This window comes from Blastochloris sulfoviridis, assembly GCF_008630065.1.
Lineage (GTDB): Bacteria > Pseudomonadota > Alphaproteobacteria > Rhizobiales > Xanthobacteraceae > Blastochloris > Blastochloris sulfoviridis.
The window spans coordinates 18,582-44,873 of the sequence record NZ_VWPL01000016.1 but is presented as its reverse complement, the minus strand read 5'-3'; the positions used below and the strand labels follow the sequence as shown (position 1 = coordinate 44,873).

Sequence of the window (26,292 nt, the reverse complement as noted above, 5' to 3'; positions counted from 1 at the left end):
TCCGTGATTCCGACGGGATCGCGCGGAAACCGTATCCGGCGAGGCAGGGGGAAACCGGCATGGTCAGACCAAGCCTTGCGGCGGCCAGTTTGCTGGTCGCAGCAGTGCATATCGGGCAGGCGGCCGAGCTGCCGCAACGCCCGGCGGCCCAAAACGCCCAGTCGATCCAGGACGCCCAGTCGATCCAGTCAACCCAAGAAGCCCGAAGCCACCAGGACGAGCCGGCGATCACCGGCCGCGCCACCGGGTGGACGTTCCAGGGCAGCAGCGGCGCCGGCTACGACCTCCAGTTCGGCGCGCTGATGGTCGGCGTCGAGGGCGACACCAGCTTCGACGCGGCGGGCGGCGGCCCCGAGTCCGGCCGCAGCATCTGGGACGGACAGACCTATCGCAGCGCGTTCGGCGGCGGCTGGAGCTCGCTGCGCGGCCGCGCCGGCCAGGATCTCGGCGGCGTCCTGTTCTACGGCACCGGCGGCTTCGCCCTCGACCAGGGCAGCGGCGACGTGCTGGCGGTGGCGCGTACCGGCTGGGTCGCGGGCGGCGGCGCGGAGACGGCGCTCGCCGGCAACGTCTCGGCGCGCATCGAGTATCTGCGCCTGGATTTCGGCAGCTTCCGCGATGTCGGCGCCGGCTCCGAGCCCTCCACCTACAAGAGCGGGGTGGACCTGCTGCGCGTCGGCCTCAACTATAAATTCTGATACGGTTTCCGGCTGATCAAGCCGGAGAACCGTATTCCGATCGCCGAAAATCCCGTTATCGAACAAGGGGTTTTCGGCGAGACTGTTTCCGGTATCCCGAAGGGATCAACCGGAAACCGTATGAGATCTTTTGGCCTCGATGGCGTCCCAGATGCGCCGGGCGAGGTCCGGCCCGCCCAGCGACCGGATGGCGCGGATTCCCGTTGGAGACGTCACGTTGATCTCGGTGAGGAAGCCGTCGATCACGTCGATGCCGACGAACACTAGGCCGCGCGCCTTCAGCGCCGGGCCGATGGTGGCGCAGATCTCGCGCTCGCGCGCCGTCAGCTCGGTCGCCGCCGCCGCCCCGCCGCGCACCATGTTGGAGCGGATGTCGTCGGGCTGCGGCACGCGGTTGACGGCGCCCGCCGCCTCGCCATCGACCAGGATGATGCGCTTGTCGCCCGCCGCCACCTGCGGCAGGAAGGCCTGCGTCACCCACGGCTCGCGGAAGGTGGCGGCGAACATGTCGTAGAACGAGCCGAAATTGGGGTCGCGCACGCCGAGGCGGAACACCGCGGCGCCGCCATGGCCGTAGAGCGGCTTCATCACCACCTCGCCGTGGCGGGCGCGGAAGGCAGCGATCTCGTCGCGGTCGCGGCTGATCAGGGTCGGCGGCATCAGCTCGGGAAACTCGGTGACGAACATCTTCTCGGGCGCGTTGCGCACCGAGGCCGGGTCGTTGACCACCAGCGTCGCCGGGTGGATGCGCTCCAGAAGGTGCGTCGCGCTGATATAAGCGAGGTCGAAGGGCGGATCCTGGCGCATCAATATGACGTCGAGGGTCGAAAGCTCGATGCGCTCCGCCGCGCCGAGCGTGACATGGTCGCCCGCGACGTCGCGCACCGCGAGCTTCTGCACCGTGGCGAACACCCGGCCGTCGACCAGCGCCAGCCGGTCGGGCGTATAGTAATGGAGTGCATGGCCGCGGGCCTGCGCCTCCAGGAGCAGCGCGAAGGTGGAATCGCCGCGGATGCTGATCCGCTCGATCGGGTCCATCTGCACGGCGACGCGTAGGCTCATCGTCTCATCCATCACAATCGAAGGCGGCGGGGATATGCCGCGGCAGAGCGTGCGGCGCCACCAGCACCACGTCGAAGCGCACGTTCAGCCGGGCGTGGTCGGGCCGGCGCGCCAGCCACAGCGCGGCGGCGGTGGCGATGCGCCGGCGCTGACGGACATCGAGCGCATAGGCGGCATCGTCGAGGTGGCGGCGCGCCTTCACCTCGACGAAGATCAGCGTCGAGCGGTCGCGCGCCACGATGTCGACCTCGCCGCAGGACGAGCGCCAGCGCCGCGCGAGAATGCAAAACCCCTTGCTGACCAGCAGCACCGCGGCGACGCTCTCGGCCGACAGGCCGAAGCGGTGGGCGATCTGCCGTTCCGGCGAGGGCTGGCGCGCCGCCTCGGTGGACGGCAAGACGGGTTCGGAGTCGGGCGCGGGCTCCACCGCCACAGCCGGGGGGCCGGCCGGCATCTGCGCGCGCTTGGCCTGTTCGCGCTCGGCGGCGATCTTCGCCTTGATGTCGCCGGGCTTGACCAGCGTGCGCGGCGGGCGGACCGGTCGGTGCTCAGCCATCCTTGTGCCCCTTGGTGAGATCGAGCGCCCGCTGGTAGACCGTGCGCCGCGGCAGGCCGAACGCGGCCGCCACCTCGGCCGCCGCGTCCTTGAGCGAGGCTCCGGCCAGCGCCGCCGCAAGCGCCGAATCGATGTCGGCTTCGGCCGGCGCCGCCGCCGGCAAAGGCGGGCCGACCACCACCACGATCTCGCCCCTGGGCTCCAGGCCCACGGTGGCGGCGGCGAGTTCCGCCAGCGTGCCGCGGCGGACCTCCTCGTGCAGCTTGGTCAGCTCCCGGCACACCGCCGCCGGCCGGGCGCCGCCCAGCGCTGTCGCCATGTCGGCCAGGCTGTCGGCGAGGCGCGGGCCGGTCTCGAACATCACCAGGCTCGCCGGCACCGCGGCAAGCTCGGAAAGCCGCGCCAGCCGGCCAACCTGCTTCGGCGGCAGGAAGCCCTCGAACAGGAAGCGGTCGGTCGGCAGGCCCGACACCACCATCGCCGCCAGGAGCGCCGAGGGCCCCGGCACCGCCTCGACGTGGACGCCCGCAGCGATCGCCTCGCGCACCAGCCGGAAGCCGGGGTCGGAGACCAAAGGCGTGCCGGCGTCCGAGATCAGCGCCACGGAGGCGCCCTCGGCGAGGCGCCCCAGGAGGCGCGGGCGCATCTCGGCGGCGTTGTGCTCGTGATAGGGCAAGAGCGGCACGCGGAGCCCATAGCGCGCGAGCAGCCGGCTGCTCACCCGCGTATCCTCGCAGGCGATCACGTCCGCCCCCGCCAGCGTCTCCAGCGCCCGCAGCGTGATGTCGCCGAGATTGCCGATCGGCGTCGCCACCACGTGCAGGCCGGCCCGCGCCGGGGGGGCGGCAAGCCGCGCGCCCGCGATCAGGTACGACCGGTCGTCGCGGCCGCCCGCCTCGGCGCCGCCGGTCCGATGCCGCTTGTCCACAGGCCCCGTCACCTTTACGGATGTCTCCCAGGCGTCGTTTTGACAGAAATCTGTGGCGATCGCACCCTGAGAACGGGAATCGCCAATTGCGGAGCAGTGGGAATGCGCACGCCGAAGCGCGCTGAGGACGGAACGCTATCGCGCCGCACCGCGCTGCGGCTGGCCGGCCTGGGCGCGGGCATCGGGGTGTCGGCCACGCTCGGCGGCTGCCAGAGCGCCAACATGTTCGGCGATGCGCCGCCGGCCGGGCCGGCCGAGAGCAAGCCGTCGATGTCGATCGGCACCGGCTCGGTGCGGGTCGGGCTGATCCTGCCGCTGACGGCGAGCGGCAATGCCGGTTCCGCGGCGCAGTCGCTCAAGAACGCCGCCGAGCTGGCGATCGCCGAATTCAATGCGCCCGACATCTCGCTGATCGTCAAGGATGACGGCGGCTCGGCCCAGGGTGGCCAGCAGGCCGCCGAACAGGCGATCTCGGAAGGCTGCGAGATCATCCTCGGCCCGCTGTTCGCGGTGGCGGTGCGCCCGGCCGGCCAGATCGCCCGCCAGCGCGGGGTGCCGGTGATCGCGTTTTCCACCGACGCCCAGGTCGCCTCGCGCGGCGTCCATCTTCTGAGCTTCCTGCCGGCCTCCGACGTCGACCGCATCGTCGGCTACGCCGCCGAGCAGCGCCGCAAGTCGTTCGCGGCCCTGCTGCCGGACACCGCCTACGGCCAGGTGGTGGAGGCCGAGTTCCAGCAGGCGGTGGCCAAGAACAATGGCCGGGTGCTCGGGCTCGCCCGCTACGCCGCCGGCAACCCGGCCGCGGCGGTGGCCCAGGTCAGCGCCGTGGCCCGGCAGGCCGACTGCATGTTTGTGCCCGACGGCCACACCGCGGCGGCGGCGGTGGTCACCCAGTTGCGCGCCACCGGCCTCGACACCAGCCGCACGGTGCTGATCGGCACCGGCCTGTGGGACGACCCGGCGGTCCACCGCAACCCGGCATTCAACGGCGCCTGGTACGCCGCGCCCGACAATACCGGCTTCCGCGGCTTCGCCCAGCGCTACCGCGCCAAGTTCGGATCCGAGCCGGTGCGCACCGCCTCGCTGTCCTACGACGCGGTGTCGCTGGTGGCGGCGCTGGTGAAGACGCAAGGGGCGCAGCGCTTCTCGGAGGGCGTGCTGACCAACCCGTCCGGCTTCTCGGGCATCGACGGCATCTTCCGCTTCAAGTCGGACGGCACATCCGAGCGCGGTCTGGCCGTGCACCAGATCGGCAACGGCGCCGCGCGCATCATCTCGCCCTCGCCGCGCTCGTTCACCACGGCGTAATCGCATCAGGCGCAGGGGCGAGAATCTTACTTCCCTCTCCCCTTGCGGGAGAGGGTGGCGAGACCGAGCGTTAGCGAGGTTGAGCCGGGTGAGGGGTATGTACCGGTGAACGCTGGAAGATTTACCCCTCACCCGCCTCGTGATCTTCGATCGCTCGGCACCCTCTCCCGCAAGGGGAGAGGGGAAGAAAGGGCGAGCCGATCAGCCGGAAATCCTGCCAAACGAATCGGGATTACGCCGCGAGGTCGGCCACCACCGCGTCGAGAATGGGAAAGCCGGCCGGCGTGACGCGCAGGCGGTCGCCGGTCCGCTCGATGAAGCCGAAGCCGGTGAGGTCGGCGATGCGCGCGGGGTCGAGGCTGCGGCCGGACATCGCCGCGAAGCGCTCGAGGTCGATGCCCTCGGCAAGGCGGAGCCCCATCAGCAGGAACTCGTCGCCGATCTCGTCGCGGCTCAGCGCCTCGTCGGTGACGGCGCCGCTCTGCCCGGCCTCGATCCGCTTAAGCCACGCCGCCGGATCGCGCTCGGCGGCGAGCGCCCGGCGGCGGCCGTCGATAATGAGCCGGCTGTGGGCGCCGGGGCCGATGCCGGCATATTCGCCCGAGCGCCAATAGATCAAATTGTGGCGGCTCTCGGCGCCGGGCCGGGCGTGGTTGGAGACCTCGTAGGCCGGCAGGCCCGCCTCACCGGTCAGCACCTGGGTCAGGTCGAACAGCGCGCGCGCAAGCTCCGGATCGGGCGTGGCGAGCCGGCCCGCCGCCTGAAGCGCGAAGAACGGCGTGCCCTCCTCAATGGTGAGCTGGTAGGCCGACAGGTGCTCGGTGCCGAAGGACAGCGCACGGGTCAGCTCCGCCTGCCAGTCCGCCACCGTCTGGCCGGGGCGGGCATAGATCAGGTCGAACGACACGCGCGCGAAGGTGCTCTGCGCCACGTCGAGCGCCGCCAGCGCCTCGGCGGCGCTGTGCATGCGGCCGAGCGCCTTGAGGTCGGCGTCGTTCAGCGCCTGCACGCCGAGCGAGACGCGGGTGACGCCGGCATCGCGATAGCCCCGGAAACGCTCGGCCTCCACCGAGGTCGGGTTGGCCTCGATGGTGATCTCGACGTCGTCGGCGAGCGACCACTGCTCGGCGACCGCCTCCAGCACCGCCGCCACGGTGGCCGGCTGCATCAGCGAGGGCGTGCCGCCGCCAAGGAAGATCGAGCGCACGGTGCGCCGGCCGATGCGCTGGGCGGTGGCGGCAATCTCGCGGGTGACGGCGCGGGCGTAGCCGGCTTCGTCGACGCCCGGCGGGCGGACGAAGCTGTTGAAGTCGCAATAGGGGCATTTGGCCAGGCAGAACGGCCAATGCACATAGACGCCGAAGCCGGGATCCGCGTCATCGTCGCACAAGACACGTCTCCGCCAGTTTCACAAACGCCCGGGCGCGATGCGACAGGCCGCGCCCGGCGTCCCAGTCGACGCCGTGCTTCTCCTGCGCGCTCATCTCGCCGAATGTCCGCGCCTCGCCCTCGGGACGAAAGATCGGATCATACCCGAAGCCGAGATCGCCGCGCGGCGGCCAGACGATGGCGCCGTCGATCGTGCCCTCGACCGTCTCGACATGGCCGTCCGGCCAGGCGAGGCACAGCGCCGCGACGAAGCGGGCGATGCGCTGGCCGGGCGCCACCGCGCCGCGGGCGGCGAGTTCCGCCTCGACGCGCGCCATCGCCGGCAGGAAATCCTTACCCGCATTGGCCCAGCGGGCGGAAAAGACGCCCGGCGCGCCGTGCAGCGCCCACACCGCGAGCCCCGAATCGTCGGCCAGCGCCGGCAGGCCGGAGGCCAGCGCCGCGGCGGCGGCCTTGATGCGGGCGTTCTCGGCAAACGTGGTGCCGGTCTCGTCGGGCTCGGGCAGGCCCAGCTCGCCGGCCGAGACCGGCTCGACGCGGAAGGGAGCCAGAAGCTCGCGGATCTCGCGCAGCTTGCCGGGATTGTGGGTGGCGACGACGAGCTTGCCGCCTTCCAGCCGGCGCGCCATCAGCCGACCGCCAGCTTCTGCAGCGCGACCAGCTCGCCCACGCCCTTGCGGGCCAGCGCCAGCATGGCCATCAGGTCGGCCTCGCTGAACGGATCCTTCTCGGCCGTGCCCTGGATCTCGACCAGGCCGCCTTCGCCGGTCAGCACGAAATTGGCGTCGGTGTGGGCGTTGGAGTCCTCGTCATAGTCGAGGTCGAGCACCGCCAGGCCGCCATGGATGCCGCAGGACACCGCCGCCACGTGGTCCTTCAGCGGGATGCGCGGGATCATGTTGCGCGCCTTCATCCAGGCGAAGCAGTCATGGAGCGCCACCCAGGCGCCGGTGATGGCGGCGGTGCGGGTGCCGCCATCGGCCTGCAGCACGTCGCAGTCGACGGTGACCTGGCGCTCGCCCATCGCCGGCAGGTCGACGACGGCCCGCAGCGCCCGGCCGACCAGGCGCTGGATCTCCTGGGTGCGGCCGGACGGCCGCCCGGTCGAGGATTCGCGGCGCGTGCGCTCGTGGGTGGCGCGCGGCAGCATGCCGTATTCGGCGGTGATCCAGCCGCGGCCCTGGCCCTTCAGCCACGGCGGCAGCTTGTCTTCGAGCGTTGCGGAAACCAAGACGTGCGTCTCGCCGAACTTCACGAGGCACGAGCCCTCGGCGTAGCGGGCGACGCCGCGCTCCAGGGAGACCGCGCGCATCTGGTCGGGGGCGCGGTGGGACGGACGCATGGGCTCTCTCCTGAAGACGGGGTTCGATCCGGCTCTTGCCTGACACGGGTCGGGCCGTTCTATGCGGCGGAGTCTGCCCGGGCAAGCTGGCTCAGCATCAGCGCCGCCGCGCGGCGCGGGCTTTGCGGTCGGCGCGCGGCGCGGGCTTGCGGCCGGCGTCCTGCGGCAACAGATTAGGGAGCGAGGAGAATCCCACCGTGCCGCTTGAATACCCCGCCGTCGTGCCGCCCGTCGCGCTGGCCCAGCTCGACCAGCGCTCGCGCGAGATCTTCAAGCAGATCGTCGAGAGCTATCTCGCCACCGGCGAGCCGGTCGGCTCGCGCAACATCGCCCGCCTGATCACCACGCCGCTGTCGCCGGCCTCGGTGCGCAACGTCATGGCCGACCTGGAGCAGGCCGGCCTGATCTACGCCCCGCACATCTCCGCCGGCCGGCTGCCGACCGAGGGGGGCCTGCGCTTCTTCGTCGATGCGCTGCTCGAAGTGGGGGACCTGCCGGCCTCCGAGCGCGCCTCGATCGAGGCCCAGGTGGCAGGCGAAGGCCGCACCATGTCCGGCATCCTGGCCGAGGCCTCGACGCTGCTGTCGGGCCTGTCGCGCGGGGCGGGCGTGGTGCTGGTCGCCAAGACCGACCCGCGCATCAAGCACATCGAGTTCGTCGGGCTCGACCCCGGCAAGGCGCTGCTGGTGCTGGTGTCGGACGACGGCCAGGTGGAAAACCGCGTGGTGCCGCTGCCGGCCGGCCTGCCGGCCTCGGCGCTGGTCGAGGCGTCGAACTTCCTCTCCGCCCGCATCCGCGGCCGCACCCTGGCCGAGGCGCGCGCCGAGCTTGCCGGCGCGCTCAAGGCCAGCCAGGCGGAGCTCGACCAGTTGACGCAGCGTCTGGTGCAGGCGGGCCTCGCCTCCTGGTCGGGCGGCGCGGTCGGCGAGCGCCAGCTCATCGTCCGCGGCCAGGCCAACCTGCTGGAGGATCTCAAGGCGCTGGAGGATCTGGAGCGCATCCGCACGCTGTTCGACGACCTGGAGACCAAGCGCGGCGTCATCGACCTGCTGAACCGCGCCGAGGCCGCCGAGGGCGTGCGCATCTTCATCGGCTCGGAAAACAATCTGTTCTCGCTGTCGGGCTCCTCCACCATCGCCGCGCCCTACCGCGACGCCGAGGGCCGAATCCTCGGCGTGCTGGGGGTGATCGGCCCGACCCGGCTGAACTATGCCCGCATCATCCCGATGGTCGACTACACGGCGAAAGTGGTGAGCCGCCTGCTCGGGGCGCCGCCGCGCGATCCCGCCTCGGCTTGATTTTTCGCGCCTTCCCGCCGATATCCGGCTCGACTTTCCCGACATGCAAGGCAGGATCGCCGTCATGACGACGTCCGGACACCCCTTGAATCCCGACCAGGCACCCGAGACCGCCGACGCCGCGCAGGACAACGCCGCCCAGCCGAACCCGGCAGAGGCGGCGGCCGCCTCGCCCGTCGCCGACGCCTCGGCGCTGGCGGCCGAGGCCGCCGACCTGCGCGACAAGCTCTTGCGCACGCTGGCCGAGATGGAAAACCTGCGCCGGCGCACCGAGCGCGAGGTCGCCGACGCCAAGAGCTACGCCATCGCCGCCTTCGCCCGCGACGTGCTCAACGTCGCCGACAATATGGAGCGGGCGCTGGCCGCCGTGCCGGCGGACGCCGTGGCGCACGATCCGGCGCTCAAGGCGCTGGTCGAGGGCGTGCAGCTCACCGAGCGCGAGCTGGCCAAGGCGCTGGACAAGCACGGCGTGCGCCGCGTCGAGGCGGCCGGCGGCCGGTTCGACCCCAATCTGCACCAGGCGATGTTCGAGATTCCCAACCCCGACGTGCCGACCGGCACGGTGGTGCAGGTGGTGCAGGCCGGCTACGTGCTGGGCGAGCGCATCCTGCGCCCGGCGCTGGTCGGCGTCGCCAAGGGCGGGCCGAAGCAGGCCCCCGCCACCCCGGCCGAGGACGGCGGCGGCGCCAATTCGTGAGCGCTGACAAAGGTTCAGGGTGATCGGCTCGGCGTCTTCCCTCTCCCCATGCGGGAGAGGGTGGCGAGACCGAGTGAAACGAGGTCGAGCCGGGTGAGGGGTAAGTGCGGACGAGCGTTTGAAGATTCACCCCTCACCCGCCTCGCGATCCTTGATCGCTCGGCACCCTCTCCCGCAAGGGGAGAGGGAAGGAAGAGGACGGCGCGGATCAGCGCGGGGCGCGCTTGGCGAGGATGCGCTGCAGGGTGCGGCGGTGCATGTTGAGGCGGCGCGCGGTCTCCGAGACGTTGCGGCCGCACAGCTCGTAGACGCGCTGGATGTGCTCCCAGCGCACCCGGTCGGCCGACATCGGGTTTTCCGGCGGCTCCGGCTTGCGGCTGGCATTGGCCAGCAGCGCGGCGGCGACGTCGTCGGCGTCGGCGGGCTTGGCCAGATAGTCGATGGCGCCGGCCTTCACCGCGTTGACCGCGGTGGCGATGTTGCCGTAGCCGGTCAGCACGATGCCGTGGGCGTCGGGGCGCTTCTCCTTCAGCTTGGCGATGACGTCGAGGCCGTTGCCGTCGCCGAGACGCATGTCGACCACCGCGAAGGCCGGCGCGCCGTGATCGAGGAAGGCCAGCCCGTCGGCCACCGATTCGGCGGTGGAGACCGAAAAGCCCCGCGCCTCCATCGCCCGCGCCAGACGCTGCAGGAACGCCTTGTCATCGTCGACGATGAGCAGCGACTTGTCGTCGGGCAGCGTGGTCTGGGGTACCTCGCCCGCGCTTGCGTCGGTCATACTCTTCCGCTCCCCGGATCAAGGCCTTCGGGCGGGTTCCGGGGGACCGCCTCGTGATCCCCGCAAACCGCGTCATTCGGTTTCCGGTTGATCCCTTCGGGATACCGGAAACGGGCTCGCCGAAAATCCCTTGTTCGATGATAGGATTTTCGGCGATCGGCATGCGGTTCTCCGGCCTTGCAGGCCGCAAACCGCATAACTCAAGATATATCCTGCGTTTCGCTCGGCAAGGCCGCCGCGGCCTCGTCCAGCGCCGCGCGCAGCCAGCCGATGCGCACGATGGCGCCGTGCTCGGGCGGCACGCGGTTGGCGATGGTGAGCATGGCGCCCGAGCGCTCCAGGAGCGTCTTGGCGATGAAGAAGCCGAGGCCGAGGCCCGACTGGTCGCCGGCCGCGGCCTTGCGCCGGTCCAGCGAGCGGGCGGTGACGTAGGGCTCGCCGAGCTTGCCCAGCAGGTCGGGCGCGAAGCCCGGACCGTCGTCGACCACCGTCACCACCACGTCGCGCGGCGTCCAGCGGATGGAGATCACCACCTCGCGCTCGGCATAGTCGACGGCGTTCTCGATGATGTTGCCGAGCCCGTAGAGCAGGCCGGGATTGCGCAGCAGCACCGGCTCGCTCGACCGGTCGGCGAGGCGCTCGATGCGCACGCTGACGCCGATCAGCCGGTGGGGCGCGGCCACCTCCTCCAGCAGGAGCGAGATCGGCATGCGGTCGAACGGCGCCTCGTCGGTGCCGAGCGAGGTGAGCTTGCGCAGGATGTCGCGGCAGCGGTTGCTCTGCTCGCGCAGCAGCCGGATGTCGTCGGCCTGGGGGCTGTCCGGCGGCAGCTCGCGCTCCAGCTCCTTGGCCACCGTGGCGATGGTGGCCAGCGGCGTGCCGAGCTCGTGCGCCGCCGCCGCCGCCAGCCCGTCGAGGGCGGACAGATGCTGCTCGCGGGCCAGCACCAGCTCGGCCGCGGTGAGCGCGTCGGTGAGCTGGCGGGTCTCCTCGGCCACCTGCCAGCCATAGACGCCGACGAACGACATGCCGAGCAGGATCGCCAGCCACACGCCGGCCTGGTAGAGCGGCGGCAGCCGCAGCGGGCTGTCCGGCGCCCAGGGCAGCGGCTGGTGCACCGCCGCCACCACCAGGCCGCAGGCCAGCGCCAGGAGGCCGAGATAGACGGTGGTGGAGGGCGGCAGCGCGCTGGCCGAGATCAGGACGGGGCCGAGAAACAGCAGCGCGAACGGGTTCTCCAGCCCGCCGCTGAGATAGAGCAGCAGCGCGAGCTGGACGATGTCGAAGGCGAGGATGGCCGCCGCCTCCTTGTTGGTGAGGCGGTGGGCGTTGGGATATTTCAGGCGCAGCGCGATGTTGAGCCAGATCGAGATGCCGACCGCCGCCAGCGCCCAGCCCACCGGCAGCGGATAGCCGAAGCCGTGATAGACCACGACGATGACCATGGCCTGGCCGGCCACCGCCAGCCAGCGCAAGGTGAGCAGCGTATCGAGGCGCAGGCTGCGCCGTTCCATGCGTTGGGTGCTGGCGAGAAGCTTCGGCATGGCCCCACTATATCGGCGGGGCCGGGCCGCGCGAATCCAAATTGCGCCGGCTCCAAATTGCGCCGGCGCGCGCCGCCTCGCCTGCCCGGCCGATCTCGTATAGGCTCACTTGGCCCTGACCCGCCCGCTCATGACCGCCCCAGCCCCAGCCCCGTCCCCAGCCGTCGCGGCCATCGCCGCCCGCGACCTCGTCAAGCGCTACCGCGCCACGCTGGCGGTGGGCGGCATCAGCTTCGACATCGCGGCCGGCTCGGTGACCGGGCTCCTCGGCGGCAACGGCGCCGGCAAGACCACCACCATCGCCATGATCATGGGGCTGGTGCGCCCTTCGGCCGGCCGCGTCGCGGTGCTCGGCGCCGACATGGCGCATGAGCGCCACCGGGTGCTGCACCGGATGAATTTCGAAAGCCCCTATGTGGACATGCCGCACCGGCTGACCGTGCAGCAGAATCTCTCGGTGTTCGCCCGCCTCTACGGCGTGGCGGACGTCGCGGGGCAGATCGCCCGGCTGGCGGAGGGCCTCGACCTCGCCGGGCTGCTCGACCGCCCGTGCGGCAAGCTCTCGGCCGGCCAGAAGACGCGGGTGGCGCTGGCCAAGGCGCTGATCAACGACCCCGAGGTGCTGCTGCTCGACGAGCCGACCGCCTCGCTCGACCCCGACACCGCCGACTGGATCCGCTCGCGCCTGCAGGACTATTGCCGGCAGCGCGGCGCCACCATCCTGCTCGCCTCGCACAATATGGGCGAGGTGGAGCGGCTGTGCGACCGGGTGATCATGATGAAGGGCGGCCTCATCGTCGACGACGACACGCCCGCGCGCCTGCTCGCCCGCTACGGCCGCAGCACGCTGGAGGAGGTGTTCCTCGACGTCGCCCGCGGCCGCGGCGCGGCTGGCGCGGAGGCCGGGGCATGAGCGGGGCGGCGGTGCTGTTCTCGCCGCGGCGCGTCGGCGCCATGGTGCTGCGCTACTGGTACCTGCTGCGCTCGTCCTGGCCGCGGCTGTTGGAGCTCGTCTACTGGCCGGCGGTGCAGCTTCTCACCTGGGGCTTCATCCAGCTCTATGTGGCCGACAACGCCACCTTCTTCGCCCGCGCCGGCGGCGCCTTCATCGGCGCGGTGCTGCTGTGGGACATCCTGATGCGCGGCCAGCTCGGCTTCTCGGTGTCGTTCCTGGAGGAGATGTGGGCGCGCAACATGGGCAACCTGCTCATGAGCCCGCTCACCACCGCCGAGTTCGTGGCGAGCCTGATGATCATGAGCATCGTGCGGCTGGCCATCGGCATGGTGCCGGTCAGCGTGATGGCGATCTTCTTCTTCGACTTCAACATCTACGCCATGGGCTTCGCGCTGGCGGCGTTCTTCGCCAATCTGATTCTCACCAGCTGGTCGGTGGGGCTCGTGGTGTCCGGCCTCGTGCTGCGCAACGGCCTGGGCGCCGAGGGGCTGGCCTGGACCATCATGTTCCTGTTCATGCCCTTGGCCTGCGTCTACTACCCGGTCGCCGTGCTGCCGGACTGGCTGCAGCACGTGGCCTGGCTGCTGCCGCCGACCTATGTCTTCGAAGGCATGCGGACGCTGGTGATCGACCATGTCTTCCGCGCCGACCTGATGGCGCGGGCGCTGCTGGTCAACGCCGTGCTGTTCGCGGCCGCAGCATGGGCGTTTTCGCGGCTCGTCGAGTCCGCCCGCGACCAAGGGTCGCTGATCTCCGCCGGCGAATGACGCCTTCCTGGGCGAAAGGCGGATTGTCTTATTTGTAACAATCCGACTAAGCTGAAGGCCTCGGTTGATCGCGGCCGTCCCGGCGTATCTCGATACCGTCGCGACGCAGGATTTTCCGAGCTTTTTTGGCTGACCGTTTTGCAGTGCAGCACGTTGGCCGGAACCGCTCGTTCTCGGACAGGTTGATGACGCAACGTCGATGAAACCGGCCAAGACGGCGCGCCCTGCGGACCGGCCGGCCAGGACAGGAAGGTGGATCCCGTGCCGTACTATCATTGGTTCGAGCTGACGCACGCGGCGCTGTCACCCTACCGGGCCGCGGCCGACGTCGCCCGCGTCTACTTCAAGAGCCCGATGAACCCGCTGTCGAGCACCCCGGTCGGCAAGACCATCGCCGCCTCGTGCGAGATGTTCGAGCGGATGACCCGCCGCTACGGCAAGCCGGAATGGGGCCTCGACACCACCATGGTCGATGGCGAGCCGGTGCCGGTGCGCATCCAATCGGTGTGGGAGCGGCCGTTCTGCCGGCTTCTGCATTTCGAGCGCGAATTCGCCGACGTCGAGCGCCGCGACCCGAAGGTGCTGCTGGTGGCGCCGATGTCCGGCCATTATGCGACGCTGCTGCGCGGCACGGTCGAGACGCTGCTGCCCAACCACGACATCTACATCACCGACTGGGAGGACGCCCGGGTGGTGCCGCTCGCCGCCGGCACGTTCGACCTCGACGACTATATCGACTACGTCATCGAGATGCTGCACGCGCTGGGCGGCGACACCCACGTCATCGCCGTCTGCCAGCCCTCGGTGCCGGCGTTCGCCGCGGTGTCGCGGATGGAGGCGGCGAACGACCCCGACGTGCCGCTGTCGATGATCCTGATGGGCGGGCCGATCGACACCCGCTCCAACCCCACCGCGGTCAACAAGCTGGCCCACGACAAGGATATCGGCTGGTTCAAGCGCAACGTCATCACCCAGGTGCCGTTCCCGCACGCCGGCTTCATGCGCCAAGTCTATCCCGGCTTTCTGCAGGTCAGCGGCTTCATGACGATGAATCTCGATCGCCATGTCGACGCGCACCGCGAGCTGTACATGCACATGGTGCGCGGCGACGGCGACAGCGCCGCCAAGCACAAGGAATTCTACGACGAATACATGGCGGTGATGGACCTGACCGCCGAGTTCTACCTGCAGACGGTGGAGACGGTGTTCATCAAGCACGCGCTGCCGCTCGGCACCATGACCCATCGCGGCATCCCGGTCGACCCGTCCAAGATCCGCAACGTCGCGCTGATGACGGTCGAGGGCGAGAAGGACGACATCACCGGCGGCGGCCAGACCGAGGCGGCCCACCGGCTGGCCAGCGAGCTCGCGGCCGACAAGCGCCAGCATTACGTCCAGCCGGGCGTCGGCCACTACGGCGTGTTCAACGGCTCGCGCTTCCGCAAGGAGATCGCGCCGCGCATCGCCGCCTTCATGCGGGCGAACGAGCGCCGGGACGAGGCGGCCGCGACCAAATCCGCCGCGAGCAAGTCCGTCGAGGGCAAGTCCGTCGAGAGCAAGTCCGCGGCGATCAAATCGCCCTCGCAGCAGCTCATCGAGACCTTCGGCACCAAGGGCATCGACATCCGGCCCGGCGCCGAGCCGGAGGGCAGCGCGGCCGAGGGCGGGGCGGCCGAGGCCGGCGCGGCGCGGCGGGCCTTCCTCAGCGCCCCGCAGGGCACGCCCGACGACCTGACCCGCATCTCCGGCGTCGGGCCGCGGCTGTCGCAGCTCCTGAACGAGGCCGGGGTGTGGCACTTCTGGCAGCTCGCGGGCTTCACCGACGCCGAGCTGAAGGAACTCGACGCCCGGCTGCCCCACTACAAGGGCCGGGCGGCGCGCGACAAATGGGTGGCCCAGGCCTCGCGGCTGGCGGACAAGCAGACCGTGCCCGCCGCCGCCGGCTGAGCTCTGTCCGGCCACCGCGAACGTCTGGCCACCGCGACCGACGAAGGATGCCCGCACGAGCTGCGGGCATTTTTCGTTTCGTCTCCCTTCGATCGCAGGCCCGGCCGGCGAGTCGACCCCACGGCCAACCCCACGTCATCGCGGCGGCAGATCGCGTTTGTGGACCTCCGTCAGGATATAGTTCGGCGTGACGGAGCCTGATTGCGGCCGGTCGCGCCGGGGATTCGTGTTCTCGCCGCCAGAAATTCCGGCCTCGACTTCAGAGGGACGGCGATCCTGTTTCCCTGATCGCGCGAAGACCGAAGGAATTCCGGACTCCGGGTTCGATCAGAGATTTCCGGTGGGATCGCATCCTGATTAACGAACTGATCTCCTGGAATTCGTATGATCGGGGGCGATGACGATTCGCCGCCGTTCCGCCCCGTCCCCGACCATCCCGACGCTCGTCCTGCGTCATGCCGGCGAGAGCGTCATCGTCGCGGTCCGGCGCTCGGCCCGCGCCCAGCGCTACACGCTGCGGCTGCGGGCTGCCGAGCGCGATGCCGTGCTGACCGTGCCCAAGCGCGGCTCGCTGGCCGAGGCCGCGGTGTTCGCCGAGCGTCACGCCGCCTGGCTTATGGCGCGGCTGAGCCGGCTGCCGCCGCAGGTGGCGTTCGTCGACGGGGCGAGCGTGCCGCTGCGCGGCGCATATCACCGCATCGAACACCGGCCGGGCGCGCGCGGCACCGCCTGGACCGAGGACGGCGCGGACGGCACGCCGCGGCTGGTGGTGGCCGGCGAGGCGCCGCATGTGGCCCGCCGGGTGCACGATTTCCTGGTGCGGCAGGCGCGCGCCGACCTGACCGAGGCCAGCACCCGCCACGCCGCCGCCGTCGGCCGCGAGATCGCCCGCATCACCATCCGCGACGTCCGCTCGCGCTGGGGCTCGTGCTCCGCCTCGGGCCGGCTGTCCTTCTCCTGGCGGATCGTCATGGCCCCGCCCTGGGTGATCGACTATCTGGCGGCGCATGAGGTGGCGCACCTCGTCCATCTCGACCATTCGGACCGGTTCTGGGCGCTGGTCGCCGAGCTTTGCCCGGACTACGGCGCCGCCCGCCAGTGGCTGCGCCGGCACGGCGCGGAGCTCCACCGCTATGGGCGATGACCCTCAGCCCGCCGCCAGCAGCGCCCGCAGGCCCTCGCGATAGGTGGGATGGCGCAACGGGTAGCCGAGGTCCCGGCGCAGCCGCGCATTCTTCACCCGCTTCGATTCGCCCCAGAACGAGCGGGCCATCGGCGATAGCGTCGGCCACGCCGCCTCCCAGTCCTGCTCGGGCGGCGGCGGCACGCCGAGAAGTTCGGCGGCAAAGGCGGTGACGTCCTGCGGCGGCGCCGGCTCGTCGTCGGTGACGTTGAGCGGACCCGTCACATCGGGTCGCGCGAGGCTTGCCGCCACCGCCCCGGCGATGTCGTCGACATGGATGCGGTTGAACACCTGGCCGGGCTTGACGATGCGCTTGGCGGTGCCGGAGCGCACCTGCTCCAGCGCGTTCTGGCCGGGGCCGTAGATGCCCGACAGCCGCATCATCACCACCGGCACGCCGCGCACAGCCCCGAAGCCGGCCCAGGCGCCCTCGACCGCGAGCCGCGCCGCCGAGCGCGGCGAGACCGGCCGGCAGGGGGAGGTTTCGTCGACCCAGCCGCCGCCGGCATCGCCATAGACGCCGACGGTCGAAAGATAGCCGACCCAGGCGAGGCGGCGGGCCGCATCGAGGTCTGTGCGGTGGCAGGCGAGCAGCGGATCGGCGCCGTCGGCGGCGGGCGGCGCCGAGACCAGCAGCGCATCGGCGCCGTGCAGCGCCGCAGCGAGCCGATCCGACGCCGCAGTGCCGTCGAACGCCAGGGCTTCGACCGCTACGCTGCCGACGCCCGACGCGTTGAGACCGGCGGCGCGGGCCGGATCGCGCACCGTCACGACGATGCGGTCGAAGCGCGGGGCCACCTCCTCGACGGCGCGGGTGGCGGAATAGCCGAGACCGATGACGACCAGCGTGGCCATGGGTTTCCTCAAGTCCTTGCGATATAATGCCATTCGGCGCGGACGCCGTCGTCGGGCTCGGCCGCCGCACGCGCCGTCGCCTCTGCCATCGCCGCGGCGGGATCGAGCCGGCCGAGCGCCCAGGCGGCGGCGCCCCGCACCAGCGGCTCGGCATCGTCGAGCCGCCGCCGCACCTCGGCCGCAAGCGCCAGTTCGCCGGAATTACCGATTGCGATCAAGACGTTGCGCACGAAGCGCACCCGCCCGATGCGCTTGACCGGGCTTTTGGCGAACAGCGCCCGGAACGCCGCATCATCGAGCCGGACGAGCTCGGCGAGCGGCGGCGCCTTCAATTCCGCGCGGGCGGCCAGGCGCAACGCGCGGCCCTCCACCGCGAACTTGTTCCACGGGCAGGCGGCGAGGCATTCGTCGCAGCCATAGATGCGGTTGCCGATCGCGGCGCGGAATTCGCGCGGGATCGGCCCCTTGTTCTCGATGGTCAGATACGAGATGCAGCGGCGCGCGTCGAGCTGGTAGGGCCGCGGGAAAGCCGCGGTGGGGCAGGCCTTTAGGCAGGCTTGGCAGGAGCCGCAATGGTCGCGCTCGGGCGCATCGGCCGGCAGCTTCAGCGTGGTGAAGATGGCGCCGAGGAACAGCCAGGAGCCGAAGTCGCGGGCCACCAGATTGGTGTGCTTGCCCTGCCAGCCGAGGCCGGCGGCGGCGGCCAGCGGTTTTTCCATCACCGGCGCGGTGTCGACGAACACCTTGACGTCGCCGCCGGCGCTGGCGACCAGCCACTGCGCCAGCCGCTTCTGCGCCCCCTTGATGACGTCGTGATAGTCGTCGCCCTGGGCATAGACCGAGATGGCGCCGCGCTCAGGCCGCGCGGTGGCGGCGCGCGGATCCTCGGCCGGTCCGTAATTGACGCCGAGCATGATCACCGAGGCAACGTCGGGCCAGACGAGGCGCGGCGCCGGTCGGCGGTTGGCGGTGGCCGCCATCCACGCCATCGTGCCGTGGAAGCCGGCTTTGAGCCAGGCGGCGAGGCGCGCGCCGGCCTCGGGCGCGGCGTCCGGCCCGGCGATGCGCACCAGGTCGAAGCCCTCGGCACGGGCGCGGGCAATCAGTGCCGCCTTCAGCGCGTCGGCGGTCAGAAATCGAGGTCGGCGTAGCTCGGAGAGGCCGGCATGCCGGCCATCGCGTCGGCCAGGATCGGACGGAACGAGGGCCGCGATTTCATCTTGGCGTACCACTGCTTTGCCGCCTCGTCCTCGTGCCAGGGCACGTCCCCGAGATAGTCGACGCTGGAGAGCTGCGCCGCCGCCGCGATGTCGGCATAGGTCAGCCGCTCGCCGGCCAGCCAGTTCCGGCCGCGCAGCAGCCAGCCGATATATTGCAGATGATACTTGATGTTGGCCTTCGCCGCGCGGATCGCCGTCATGTCCGGCGGGCCGCCGCCCTGGGCCAGCGTCATCATGCGCTTGTCGATGCGCTCGCCGACCAGCGGCCCGGCCACTTCGTGATAGAACTTGTCGAAGAACCACGCCATCAGCCGGCGCACCTCAATGCGCTCGTCGATCTCCACCGGCAGCAGCCGCCGGTCGCCCAGCGTCTCGCCGATAGCCTCGTCGAGATATTCGGCCACCAGCGCGACGCCGGGCACGGCGCGTCCGTCATCGTCCCGCAGCACCGGCAGCGTGCCGGCCGGGTTGAGGATCAGGAACGCCTCGCGCCGATCCCAGGGACGTTCCTCGATCAGGCGGGCGTCCACGCCATATTCGCCCAGGGCAAGCCGGACGAAACGCGACAGCGGACAAAACGGCAGATGGAAAAGTTCGGGCATGACCTCGGATTGCCGAGCAATGAGGCGGCGGGAGGGCCGATGTCATAGCCCGCCGGACCGGCTGCCGGCAACCGGCATGGCCGAACAGGTGTTGTCGAAACGGCTTGGCGCGGCTGCAAATTCGGCTTCGAAGGCCGGCGCTTCAGAGCTTCCGCAACGCCACTTCCTCGATGAGGTGGTTGGCGCCCTTCTTCAGGATCAGGTCGGCGCGCTGGCGGGTGGGCAGGATGTTCTCGTGCAGATTGGTGAGGTTGATCCGCCGCCAGATCGTCAGCGCGGTGGCGGTCGCCTCGTCGTCGGAAAGGTCGGCGTAGCGTCGGAAATAGGATTGCGGATCGCGGAAGGCGGTCGAGCGCAGCGCCAGGAACCGGTCGATGTACCAGCGCTCCAGCACGTCCTCGTCAGCGTCGATATAGACCGAGAAGTCGAAGTAATCGGAGACGAAGGGAATCGCCTTGCCGTCCCTGGGCAGCATCTCGCCGGTCTGCAGCACGTTGAGACCCTCGACGATCAGCACATCCGGCCGGTCGATCTCGGTATAGGCGCCCGGCACGATGTCATAGACGAGGTGCGAATAGATCGGCGCCCGCACCGGATTGCGGCCGGCCTTGACGTCCGACAGGAAGCGCAGCAGCGCCGGCATGTCGTAGGAATCGGGGAAGCCCTTGCGCTCCATCAGCCCCTCGGCCTCCAGCACCGCATTGGGGTAGAGGAAGCCGTCGGTGGTGATGAGGTCGACCTTGGGCGCCGGGCTCATGCGCGCCAGCAGCGCCTGCAGCACGCGGGCGGTGGTCGACTTGCCGACCGCCACCGAGCCGCCGATGCCGATGACGTAGGGCATCTTGGCATCCTCGATGGCCAGGAAGCGCTGCTGGGCGCGGAACAGCTTCTGGGTGGCCGAGACGTAGAGGCCGAGCAGGCGGGAGACGGGGAGGTAGATCATCTCCACCTCCTTGACCGACAGCCGGTCATTGACCGACTGCAGCTTCGCCACCTCCGCCTTCGTCAGCGTCATCGGCGCATCGGCGCGCAGCTTGGCCCATTCGGACCGCGTGAAGATGCGATAGGGCGACAGGCCGTCGTCAACCCGGGTGTCCATTCAGCGCGTCCCGTTTCTGGTCCCTTTGGAAATCCGGAAGATTTGTCTCGCTCCCGGAGCGTACGGGGTCTGGACGATCACCGCGTGACCCCGGCACCAAGTTCGCCGGCCCCAAAGAAGGGGATATCCGGCGGCCGGCCCGCGAAATCCGGCCCTGGGGCCGGAGTTCCTCTCACTCCTTCGTGCGGGACGCCTTTTCGGCGAGGCCCGATCGTCCGGTCCGCTTGGCCAGTTCCGCCTCGACCTCGGCGAGGGACACCTCGCGCGCCGCCAGCAGGACGGCAAGATGATACAAGAGATCGGCGGTCTCGGCGATCACGCGCTCACGCGGACCGGCCACCGCGGCCAGCGCCAATTCGACGCCCTCCTCGCCGAGCTTCTTGGCCACCTCGTCCATGCCCTTCGCCAGCAGCTTGGCGGTATAGGACTGGGCGGGATCGGCGCGGCCGCGCTCGGCCACGATATGCGTGAGGTCTTCAAGGCTGACGCGCGCCGTCATGTCCGCCATCCCGTCCCCGCTCATCGCCGCCTCACGGATCGAGCCGCACCGGCAGCCCGGCCTCGGCCATCTTGGTCTTGACCTCGCGGATGGTCAGCTCGCCGAAATGGAACAGCGAGGCGGCGAGCACGGCCGAGGCATGGCCGTCGCGAACCGCATCGACGAAATGCTGCGGCGCGCCGGCGCCGCCCGAGGCGATCACCGGCACGTGGACGCGGTCGGCCACCGCGCGGGTCAACGCCACGTCGAAGCCGGCCTTGGTGCCGTCGCAATCCATCGAGGTGAGCAGGATCTCGCCGGCACCGAGGCTCACCACCTCCTCGGCATAGTCGAGGGCGTCGAGCCCGGTCGGGTTGCGGCCGCCATGGGTGAAGATCTCCCATTTCGGCGGCGCGCCGGGCGGAGACACCCGCTTGGCGTCGATGGCGACGACGATGCACTGGTCGCCGAACTTCTCGGCCGCCTCGCGCACGAAGTCGCGGCGGTGCACCGCGGCGGTGTTGATCGACACCTTGTCGGCCCCGGCAAGCAGCAGCGTGCGGATGTCCTCCACCGCGCGCACCCCGCCGCCCACGGTGAGCGGCATGAAGCAGGCCTCGGCGGTGCGCTGGACCACGTCGAGCAGGATGCCGCGCTTCTCGTGGCTGGCGGTGATGTCGAGAAAGGTCAGCTCGTCGGCGCCGGCCGCGTCATAGGCGATGGCGCAGGCCACGGGGTCGCCCGCGTCGCGCAGATCGACGAACTGGACGCCCTTGACGACGCGGCCGTCCTTGACGTCAAGGCAGGGGATGACTCGGACCTTGAACACCTGGATCCTCGGGTCTGGACCGCTCGGCCGGCCGGCGGCGAACCGCCACCGGACGTCGAGACATGCACTAGCACGGCACGCCCCGCCGCGGCCATTCGTCCAAAGCGGGGGAGGCGGTCACGCCGCGGCCGTCACGCCGACCAGCGCCAACGCCTGCGCCGGATCGAGCCGGCCGTCATAGAGCGCGCGCCCGGCGATCGCCCCTTTGATGCCGGCGCCTTCGTCGGAGAGCAGGCGGTGCACGTCGTCGAGCGAGGCGAGCCCGCCCGAGGCGATGACCGGGATCGAGATCGCCCGCGCCAGCGCCGCGGTGGCGCCGATGTTCAGCCCCTTCAGCAGGCCGTCGCGGCCGATGTCGGTGTAGATGATGGCGGCGACGCCGGCATCCTCGAAGCGCCTGGCGGTGTCGAGCACCGTGGCGTCCGAATCCTCGGCCCAGCCCTCGACTGCGATGAAGCCGTCCTTGGCGTCGAGGCCGACGGCGATCCGGCCGGGGAAGGCGCGCGCGGCCTCGCGCACCAGCTCGGGATCCTTGATCGCGGCGGTGCCGATCACCACGCGGGCGACGCCGCGCTCCAGCCAGGCCTCGATGGTGGCCATGTTGCGGATGCCGCCGCCGAGCTGCACCGGGATCTGGATGCTCTCCAGGATGGCGCCCACCGCCGCGGCATTGACCGGCCGGCCGGCGAAGGCGCCATCGAGATCGACGACGTGCACCCAGGAGAAGCCGGCCTCGGCGAAGGCTCTCGCCTGGGCGGCCGGATCGGCGTTGAACACGGTGGCGCGGGCCATGTCGCCCTGTTCGAGGCGGACGCACTGGCCGGCTTTGAGGTCGATGGCAGGATACAGGATCACGGAGACCAGCTTAGGAAGTTGGCGAGCAGAGCGAGGCCGAGGCGCTGGCTCTTCTCGGGGTGGAACTGGGTGCCGGCCATGGAGTCCCTGGCGACGATCGCGGTGACCGGGCCGCCATAATCGGCGGTGGCGACGAGATCGGCCGGGTCGGCCGGCGTCAGATGATAGCTGTGCACGAAATAGGCGTGCAGGCCGGACGGGCCGGTGGGGATGCCGGCGAGCAGCGGGTGGGCGCGCCGCACCTCCAGCGTGTTCCAGCCCATGTGCGGGATCTTGAGCGCCGGATCTGTGGGCTGGATGCGGTCGACCTCGCCCGCGATCCAGCCGAGGCCGGGGGTGACCTGATATTCGCGCCCGCGCTCGGCCATCAGCTGCATGCCGACGCAGATGCCGAGGAACGGCCGGCCGCGGCGGCGGACGGTGTCCTCCAGCGCTTCGATCATGCCGGGAATGGCGTCGAGCCCGGCGCGGCAGTCGGCGAACGCGCCGACGCCCGGCAGCACCACCCGGTCGGCCCGGCGCACCGCCTCGGGGTCGGCGGTGACCACCACATCCTGGTCGAGCCCCGCCTCCTGGGCGGCACGCTCCACCGCCTTCCTGGCCGAGTGCAGATTGCCCGAGCCGTAATCGACGATCGCGACGCTCATCGCGCCACCATGGCGGCGGTGCCGATGACGCCGGCCGTGGCCGGGCGCGCCGCCTGCGGCGGTGAGGCCGCGCCAGGCCAGCCGGCGAAGAAGCGCCGCTCGGCCTCGTCCAGGGTCGGCGCCGAGATCACGGCGACCGGCTTGAAGCCGCGCCGCCCCAGCGTCCAGCGGCGCAGGCCAGCCGCCTCCAACCCGAGGATGACGCTCATCGCCGCGCCGGCCACCATCCCCCAGGCCGGCAGGTCGGCGGCCTGGAAGGCGACGGTGACCAGCGTGAGGATGACGACATAGAACACCAGCGCCAGCCAAAGCCGCCGCGCCGCCAGCCAGATCAGCGGAACCAGCAGGGCCGCCCAGGACAGCCCGTCCCGGACGAACACGATGCGGTCGGCCTGATCGAGCGGGCCGCGGCCGCGCGGCGGGGGCTCGTGAACCGTCCAGAGTGCCATGGTCTTTCTCTCAGCGCCTGAGATGCAACGATCGGAACTCAATCCCCGAGCCGCCCCTTGGTCGAGGGAATGGCGCCGCCCAGCGACGGGTCCGACGCCACCGCCGCCTTCAGCGCTCGCGCCAGCGCCTTGAAGCAGCTCTCGGCAATGTGATGGGCGTTGTCGCCATAGAGCGTCTCGACGTGCAGCGTCAGGGCGGCGTGGGTGGCGAAGGCCTGGAAGAACTCCCGCACCAACTCGGTGTCGAAGCTGCCGATCTTGGGCGTCGGGAAGGTGGTGCGCCACACCAGCATCGGCCGGCCGGAAATGTCGATGACCACCCGCGTCAGCGCCTCGTCCATCGGCAGGTGCACGTCGGCGTAGCGGCCGATGCCGGCCATGTCGCCCAGCGCCTTCTTCACCGCCTGGCCCAGCGCGATGCCGACATCCTCGACCGTGTGGTGGTCGTCGATGTGCAGGTCGCCCTCGGCGGCGATGGTGAGATTGATGCGGCCGTGGCGGGCCACCTGGTCGAGCATGTGGTCGAGGAAGCCGACGCCGGTCGCGATCTGCGACGCGCCGGTGCCGTCGAGGTCCAGCTCGATCCTGATCCTGGTTTCGCGCGTCGTGCGCTCGATCACGGCGGTGCGCATGCTCCCGGCCCAACGCTCCGGTTCAACTGTCAAATCGCGCTGTGTCTAGCAGGCCGGGCCGGCGTGCGCCACTGCGCGGACATGGGCCCGGTTTGCAGCGCTCCTCCGGCATGCCTACATAGGCACCGAAACGTTGGAGCCTCCCTCCCGAAAGCATAGAGACGATGAGCGAACACAACGCCGTGCCGGTGTGGCACGGCACCACCATCCTGACCGTCCGCAAGGCCGGGATGGTGGCCGTCGGCGGCGACGGCCAGGTCAGCCTGGGCCAGACCGTGATCAAGGCGAACGCCAAGAAGGTGCGCCGCATCGGCAAGGGTGACGTGATCGGCGGCTTTGCCGGCGCCACCGCCGACGCCTTCACCTTGTTCGAGCGGCTGGAGGCCAAGCTCGACCAGTATCCCGGCCAGCTCGTGCGGGCCTGCGTCGAGCTGGCCAAGGACTGGCGCACCGACCGCTATCTGCGCCGGCTGGAGGCGATGATGATCGTCGCCGACCGCGAGGCGACGCTGGTGCTGTCGGGCACCGGCGACGTGCTGGAGCCCGAGAACGGCGTCATGGGTATCGGCTCGGGCGGCAATTACGCGCTGGCCGCGGCCCGCGCCTTGGTCGACACCGAGCTTTCGGCCGAGGCGATCGTGCGGAAGTCGCTTGGCATCGCCGCCGACATTTGCGTCTATACCAATCGCGAGATCGTGGTGGAGACTCTCGATGGCGCTCGCTGATCCCCGGCCCGATCCGCTGATGAAGGCCACCTTCTCGCCGCGCGAGATCGTCTCCGAGCTCGACCGCTTCATCGTCGGCCAGAAGGACGCCAAGCGGGCGGTGGCGATCGCGCTGCGCAACCGCTGGCGGCGCCTGCAGCTCGACGACAAGCTGCGCGAGGAGGTTCTGCCCAAGAACATCCTGATGATCGGCCCCACCGGCGTCGGCAAGACCGAGATCGCCCGCCGCCTCGCGCGCCTCGCCGGTGCGCCGTTCCTCAAGGTGGAGGCGACCAAGTTCACCGAGGTCGGCTATGTCGGCCGCGACGTCGAGCAGATCGTGCGCGATCTTCTGGAGGTCGGCATCGCCCTGGTGCGCGAGGAGAAGCGCAAGGCGGTGCAGGCGCGCGCCCACCTCGCCGCCGAGGACCGGGTGCTCGACGCGCTGGTCGGCCCCACCGCCACGCCCTCGACACGCGAGTCGTTCCGCCGCCGGCTGCGCAGCGGCGAACTCAACGACAAGGAGATCGAGATCGAGGTGCAGAGCGGCTCAAGCGGCATGCCGATGTTCGAGATCCCCGGAATGCCCGGCGCCCAGATGGGCGCGGTGTCGCTGAACGACATTTTCTCGCGGATGACCGGCCGCACCCGCACCCGCCGCACCACCGTGGCCGATGCCTACGCGCCGCTGATCACTGAGGAATCCGACAAGATGCTCGACCAGGACACCATCGTGCAGGAGGCGATCCGCCAGGTCGAGAACAACGGCATCGTCTTCCTCGACGAGATCGACAAGATCTGCGCCCGCGAGGGCGCGCGCGTCGGCGACGTGTCGCGCGAGGGCGTGCAGCGCGATCTGCTGCCGCTGATCGAGGGCACCACGGTGTCGACCAAGCACGGCGCGGTGAAGACCGACCATATCCTGTTCGTCGCCTCCGGCGCCTTCCACGTCGCCAAGCCCTCGGACCTCCTGCCCGAGCTGCAGGGCCGCCTGCCGATCCGCGTCGAGCTCGACGCGCTGACGCGCGAGGATCTGAAGCGCATCCTCACCGAGCCGGAAGCCTCGCTGATCAAGCAGACGGTTGCGCTGCTGGCGACCGAGGGCGTGACGCTGGTGTTCACCCCCGACGCCATCGACGCGATCGCCGATGCCGCCGTCAGCGTCAATTCGGCGGTCGAGAACATCGGCGCTCGGCGGCTGCAGACGGTGGTCGAGCGGGTGCTGGACGAGATCAGCTTCTCGGCGCCGGACCGTTCGGGCGAGACGGTGACGATCGACGCGCCCTATGTGCAGGCCGCGGTGGGGGATCTGGCCAAGAACGCCGACCTGTCGCGGTTCATCCTCTGATGCGGTTTCCGGATGATCCCTCCAGGATCCCGGAAACCGGGATCCCGGAAACGGCCTCGCCGAAAATCCTTTGTTCGCGAAGGGATTTTCGACGACCGGAATACGGTCGTCCGGCTTGATCA

28 protein-coding genes are annotated in these 26,292 nt (G+C 70.4%); 10 read left to right on the top strand and 18 right to left on the bottom strand.

All coding sequences use genetic code 11. From position 1 onward, the window contains the following. Positions 1-59: 59 nt before the first annotated feature. The gene (locus F1193_RS10415; protein WP_170263519.1) at positions 60-698 is read left to right on the top strand and encodes an outer membrane protein; all 639 of its coding nucleotides are present in this window, start codon (positions 60-62) and stop codon (positions 696-698) included. Between the two features lie 105 nt (positions 699-803). On the opposite strand, the gene gshB is transcribed toward F1193_RS10415, so the two are convergent. From gshB to rsmI, 3 genes are read right to left on the bottom strand one after another with little or no spacing between them, the layout of a single operon-like run. Further along, positions 804-1,760: a glutathione synthase gene (gshB, locus tag F1193_RS10410; RefSeq protein WP_150097618.1), complete on the bottom strand. Its 957-nt coding sequence runs from the start codon at positions 1,758-1,760 to the stop codon at positions 804-806. A 4-nt stretch (positions 1,761-1,764) separates the two neighbouring features. Beyond that, complete coding sequence (locus F1193_RS10405; RefSeq protein WP_342781805.1) at positions 1,765-2,316, bottom strand: YraN family protein; 552 nt, start codon at positions 2,314-2,316, stop codon at positions 1,765-1,767. After that, positions 2,309-3,256, bottom strand: a complete 948-nt coding sequence (gene rsmI, locus F1193_RS10400; RefSeq protein WP_425457230.1) for a 16S rRNA (cytidine(1402)-2'-O)-methyltransferase — start codon at positions 3,254-3,256, stop codon at positions 2,309-2,311. Before rsmI ends, F1193_RS10405 begins: the two co-directional genes overlap by 8 nt. Positions 3,257-3,346: 90 nt before the next feature. On the opposite strand from rsmI, the gene F1193_RS10395 reads away from it, so the two are divergent. Further along, positions 3,347-4,552, top strand: coding sequence for a penicillin-binding protein activator (locus F1193_RS10395; protein WP_150097617.1), 1,206 nt, complete (start codon positions 3,347-3,349; stop codon positions 4,550-4,552). A 232-nt stretch (positions 4,553-4,784) separates the two neighbouring features. Here the strand turns inward: F1193_RS10395 and hemW are convergent, their stop codons facing one another. From hemW to rph, 3 genes are read right to left on the bottom strand one after another with little or no spacing between them, the layout of a single operon-like run. Further along, a complete protein-coding gene (gene hemW, locus F1193_RS10390) occupies positions 4,785-5,942 on the bottom strand; it encodes a radical SAM family heme chaperone HemW (protein WP_150097616.1) in 1,158 nt (385 codons plus the stop codon). Beyond that, the gene (gene rdgB / locus F1193_RS10385) at positions 5,929-6,570 is read right to left on the bottom strand and encodes an RdgB/HAM1 family non-canonical purine NTP pyrophosphatase (protein ID WP_150097615.1); all 642 of its coding nucleotides are present in this window, start codon (positions 6,568-6,570) and stop codon (positions 5,929-5,931) included. Before rdgB ends, hemW begins: the two co-directional genes overlap by 14 nt. Then, the gene (gene rph, locus F1193_RS10380; protein WP_150097614.1) at positions 6,570-7,283 is read right to left on the bottom strand and encodes a ribonuclease PH; all 714 of its coding nucleotides are present in this window, start codon (positions 7,281-7,283) and stop codon (positions 6,570-6,572) included. Before rph ends, rdgB begins: the two co-directional genes overlap by 1 nt. Before the next feature lie 197 nt (positions 7,284-7,480). Between rph and hrcA the strand changes: the two genes are divergently transcribed. Next, positions 7,481-8,581, top strand: coding sequence for a heat-inducible transcriptional repressor HrcA (gene hrcA / locus F1193_RS10375; RefSeq protein ID WP_150097613.1), 1,101 nt, complete (start codon positions 7,481-7,483; stop codon positions 8,579-8,581). A gap of 64 nt (positions 8,582-8,645) precedes the next feature. Then, entirely contained in the window at positions 8,646-9,278 is a 633-nt protein-coding gene (gene grpE / locus F1193_RS10370; protein WP_150097612.1) for a nucleotide exchange factor GrpE, read from the top strand. Between the two features lie 208 nt (positions 9,279-9,486). Here grpE and F1193_RS10365 read toward each other — a convergent pair whose 3' ends face one another. Both F1193_RS10365 and F1193_RS10360 read right to left on the bottom strand, forming a co-directional pair. Beyond that, positions 9,487-10,056 (bottom strand): ActR/PrrA/RegA family redox response regulator transcription factor, encoded by a 570-nt coding sequence (locus F1193_RS10365; RefSeq protein WP_150097611.1) that lies wholly within the window; start codon positions 10,054-10,056, stop codon positions 9,487-9,489. A 200-nt stretch (positions 10,057-10,256) separates the two neighbouring features. Beyond that, positions 10,257-11,600: an ActS/PrrB/RegB family redox-sensitive histidine kinase gene (locus tag F1193_RS10360; protein WP_150097610.1), complete on the bottom strand. Its 1,344-nt coding sequence runs from the start codon at positions 11,598-11,600 to the stop codon at positions 10,257-10,259. 130 nt (positions 11,601-11,730) lie between these two features. Here F1193_RS10360 and F1193_RS10355 point away from each other — a divergent pair, with 130 nt between their 5' ends. The 4 genes from F1193_RS10355 (at position 11,731) to F1193_RS10340 (ending at position 16,413) form a co-directional block, all read left to right on the top strand. After that, entirely contained in the window at positions 11,731-12,513 is a 783-nt protein-coding gene (locus F1193_RS10355; protein ID WP_150097609.1) for an ABC transporter ATP-binding protein, read from the top strand. After that, the gene (locus tag F1193_RS10350) at positions 12,510-13,322 is read left to right on the top strand and encodes an ABC transporter permease (RefSeq protein ID WP_150097608.1); all 813 of its coding nucleotides are present in this window, start codon (positions 12,510-12,512) and stop codon (positions 13,320-13,322) included. Before F1193_RS10355 ends, F1193_RS10350 begins: the two co-directional genes overlap by 4 nt. Positions 13,323-13,574: 252 nt before the next feature. Further along, complete coding sequence (gene phaZ / locus F1193_RS10345; protein ID WP_210247348.1) at positions 13,575-15,269, top strand: polyhydroxyalkanoate depolymerase; 1,695 nt, start codon at positions 13,575-13,577, stop codon at positions 15,267-15,269. 397 nt (positions 15,270-15,666) lie between these two features. Next, entirely contained in the window at positions 15,667-16,413 is a 747-nt protein-coding gene (locus tag F1193_RS10340; protein WP_150097607.1) for a M48 family metallopeptidase, read from the top strand. Between the two features lie 3 nt (positions 16,414-16,416). On the opposite strand, the gene F1193_RS10335 is transcribed toward F1193_RS10340, so the two are convergent. The 10 genes from F1193_RS10335 to hisB all read right to left on the bottom strand — a co-directional run bounded on the left by F1193_RS10335 (position 16,417) and on the right by hisB (position 24,118). After that, positions 16,417-17,307, bottom strand: a complete 891-nt coding sequence (locus F1193_RS10335) for an SDR family oxidoreductase (protein WP_150097606.1) — start codon at positions 17,305-17,307, stop codon at positions 16,417-16,419. Between the two features lie 8 nt (positions 17,308-17,315). Then, a complete protein-coding gene (gene queG, locus F1193_RS10330; protein WP_425457231.1) occupies positions 17,316-18,440 on the bottom strand; it encodes a tRNA epoxyqueuosine(34) reductase QueG in 1,125 nt (374 codons plus the stop codon). Then, entirely contained in the window at positions 18,437-19,129 is a 693-nt protein-coding gene (locus F1193_RS10325; protein ID WP_150097605.1) for a glutathione S-transferase family protein, read from the bottom strand. Before F1193_RS10325 ends, queG begins: the two co-directional genes overlap by 4 nt. A 142-nt stretch (positions 19,130-19,271) precedes the next feature. Beyond that, positions 19,272-20,228, bottom strand: coding sequence for a type I pantothenate kinase (coaA, locus tag F1193_RS10320; protein WP_150097604.1), 957 nt, complete (start codon positions 20,226-20,228; stop codon positions 19,272-19,274). A 172-nt stretch (positions 20,229-20,400) separates the two neighbouring features. Further along, positions 20,401-20,727 carry a phosphoribosyl-ATP diphosphatase gene (locus tag F1193_RS10315; RefSeq protein ID WP_150097603.1) on the bottom strand — a complete coding sequence of 109 codons (327 nt, stop codon included), beginning with the start codon at positions 20,725-20,727 and terminating at the stop codon, positions 20,401-20,403. A gap of 31 nt (positions 20,728-20,758) precedes the next feature. Beyond that, positions 20,759-21,535: an imidazole glycerol phosphate synthase subunit HisF gene (gene hisF / locus F1193_RS10310; RefSeq protein ID WP_150097602.1), complete on the bottom strand. Its 777-nt coding sequence runs from the start codon at positions 21,533-21,535 to the stop codon at positions 20,759-20,761. Positions 21,536-21,652: 117 nt separating this feature from the next. Next, on the bottom strand, positions 21,653-22,399 hold the full coding sequence (gene hisA, locus F1193_RS10305; protein WP_210247349.1) for a 1-(5-phosphoribosyl)-5-[(5-phosphoribosylamino)methylideneamino]imidazole-4-carboxamide isomerase: 747 nt from the start codon (positions 22,397-22,399) through the stop codon (positions 21,653-21,655). Further along, the gene (hisH, locus tag F1193_RS10300; protein WP_150097600.1) at positions 22,387-23,037 is read right to left on the bottom strand and encodes an imidazole glycerol phosphate synthase subunit HisH; all 651 of its coding nucleotides are present in this window, start codon (positions 23,035-23,037) and stop codon (positions 22,387-22,389) included. The genes hisA and hisH overlap by 13 nt, the downstream gene beginning before the upstream one ends. Next, on the bottom strand, positions 23,034-23,486 hold the full coding sequence (locus F1193_RS10295) for a DUF2628 domain-containing protein (protein ID WP_150097599.1): 453 nt from the start codon (positions 23,484-23,486) through the stop codon (positions 23,034-23,036). Before F1193_RS10295 ends, hisH begins: the two co-directional genes overlap by 4 nt. A 38-nt stretch (positions 23,487-23,524) precedes the next feature. Further along, positions 23,525-24,118: an imidazoleglycerol-phosphate dehydratase HisB gene (hisB, locus tag F1193_RS10290; protein ID WP_150097598.1), complete on the bottom strand. Its 594-nt coding sequence runs from the start codon at positions 24,116-24,118 to the stop codon at positions 23,525-23,527. Between the two features lie 164 nt (positions 24,119-24,282). Between hisB and hslV the strand changes: the two genes are divergently transcribed. Both hslV and hslU read left to right on the top strand, forming a co-directional pair. After that, positions 24,283-24,843 (top strand): ATP-dependent protease subunit HslV, encoded by a 561-nt coding sequence (gene hslV / locus F1193_RS10285; RefSeq protein WP_150097597.1) that lies wholly within the window; start codon positions 24,283-24,285, stop codon positions 24,841-24,843. A gap of 19 nt (positions 24,844-24,862) precedes the next feature. Next, positions 24,863-26,170, top strand: a complete 1,308-nt coding sequence (gene hslU / locus F1193_RS10280) for an ATP-dependent protease ATPase subunit HslU (RefSeq protein ID WP_150097643.1) — start codon at positions 24,863-24,865, stop codon at positions 26,168-26,170. Positions 26,171-26,292 lie beyond the last annotated feature (122 nt).

Coding starts and splice junctions, on each gene's coding strand:
- F1193_RS10415 (WP_170263519.1), top strand. CDS start 60: ATGGTCAGACCAAGCCTTGCGGCGGCCAGTTTGCTGGTCGCAGCAGTG.
- gshB (WP_150097618.1), bottom strand. CDS start 1,760: ATGAGCCTACGCGTCGCCGTGCAGATGGACCCGATCGAGCGGATCAGC.
- F1193_RS10405 (WP_342781805.1), bottom strand. CDS start 2,316: ATGGCTGAGCACCGACCGGTCCGCCCGCCGCGCACGCTGGTCAAGCCC.
- F1193_RS10395 (WP_150097617.1), top strand. CDS start 3,347: ATGCGCACGCCGAAGCGCGCTGAGGACGGAACGCTATCGCGCCGCACC.
- rdgB (WP_150097615.1), bottom strand. CDS start 6,570: ATGGCGCGCCGGCTGGAAGGCGGCAAGCTCGTCGTCGCCACCCACAAT.
- rph (WP_150097614.1), bottom strand. CDS start 7,283: ATGCGTCCGTCCCACCGCGCCCCCGACCAGATGCGCGCGGTCTCCCTG.
- grpE (WP_150097612.1), top strand. CDS start 8,646: ATGACGACGTCCGGACACCCCTTGAATCCCGACCAGGCACCCGAGACC.
- F1193_RS10365 (WP_150097611.1), bottom strand. CDS start 10,056: ATGACCGACGCAAGCGCGGGCGAGGTACCCCAGACCACGCTGCCCGAC.
- F1193_RS10360 (WP_150097610.1), bottom strand. CDS start 11,600: ATGCCGAAGCTTCTCGCCAGCACCCAACGCATGGAACGGCGCAGCCTG.
- F1193_RS10355 (WP_150097609.1), top strand. CDS start 11,731: ATGACCGCCCCAGCCCCAGCCCCGTCCCCAGCCGTCGCGGCCATCGCC.
- F1193_RS10350 (WP_150097608.1), top strand. CDS start 12,510: ATGAGCGGGGCGGCGGTGCTGTTCTCGCCGCGGCGCGTCGGCGCCATG.
- F1193_RS10340 (WP_150097607.1), top strand. CDS start 15,667: ATGACGATTCGCCGCCGTTCCGCCCCGTCCCCGACCATCCCGACGCTC.
- F1193_RS10335 (WP_150097606.1), bottom strand. CDS start 17,307: ATGGCCACGCTGGTCGTCATCGGTCTCGGCTATTCCGCCACCCGCGCC.
- F1193_RS10325 (WP_150097605.1), bottom strand. CDS start 19,129: ATGCCCGAACTTTTCCATCTGCCGTTTTGTCCGCTGTCGCGTTTCGTC.
- coaA (WP_150097604.1), bottom strand. CDS start 20,228: ATGGACACCCGGGTTGACGACGGCCTGTCGCCCTATCGCATCTTCACG.
- F1193_RS10315 (WP_150097603.1), bottom strand. CDS start 20,727: ATGACGGCGCGCGTCAGCCTTGAAGACCTCACGCATATCGTGGCCGAG.
- hisH (WP_150097600.1), bottom strand. CDS start 23,037: ATGAGCGTCGCGATCGTCGATTACGGCTCGGGCAATCTGCACTCGGCC.
- F1193_RS10295 (WP_150097599.1), bottom strand. CDS start 23,486: ATGGCACTCTGGACGGTTCACGAGCCCCCGCCGCGCGGCCGCGGCCCG.
- hisB (WP_150097598.1), bottom strand. CDS start 24,118: ATGCGCACCGCCGTGATCGAGCGCACGACGCGCGAAACCAGGATCAGG.
- hslV (WP_150097597.1), top strand. CDS start 24,283: ATGAGCGAACACAACGCCGTGCCGGTGTGGCACGGCACCACCATCCTG.
- hslU (WP_150097643.1), top strand. CDS start 24,863: ATGAAGGCCACCTTCTCGCCGCGCGAGATCGTCTCCGAGCTCGACCGC.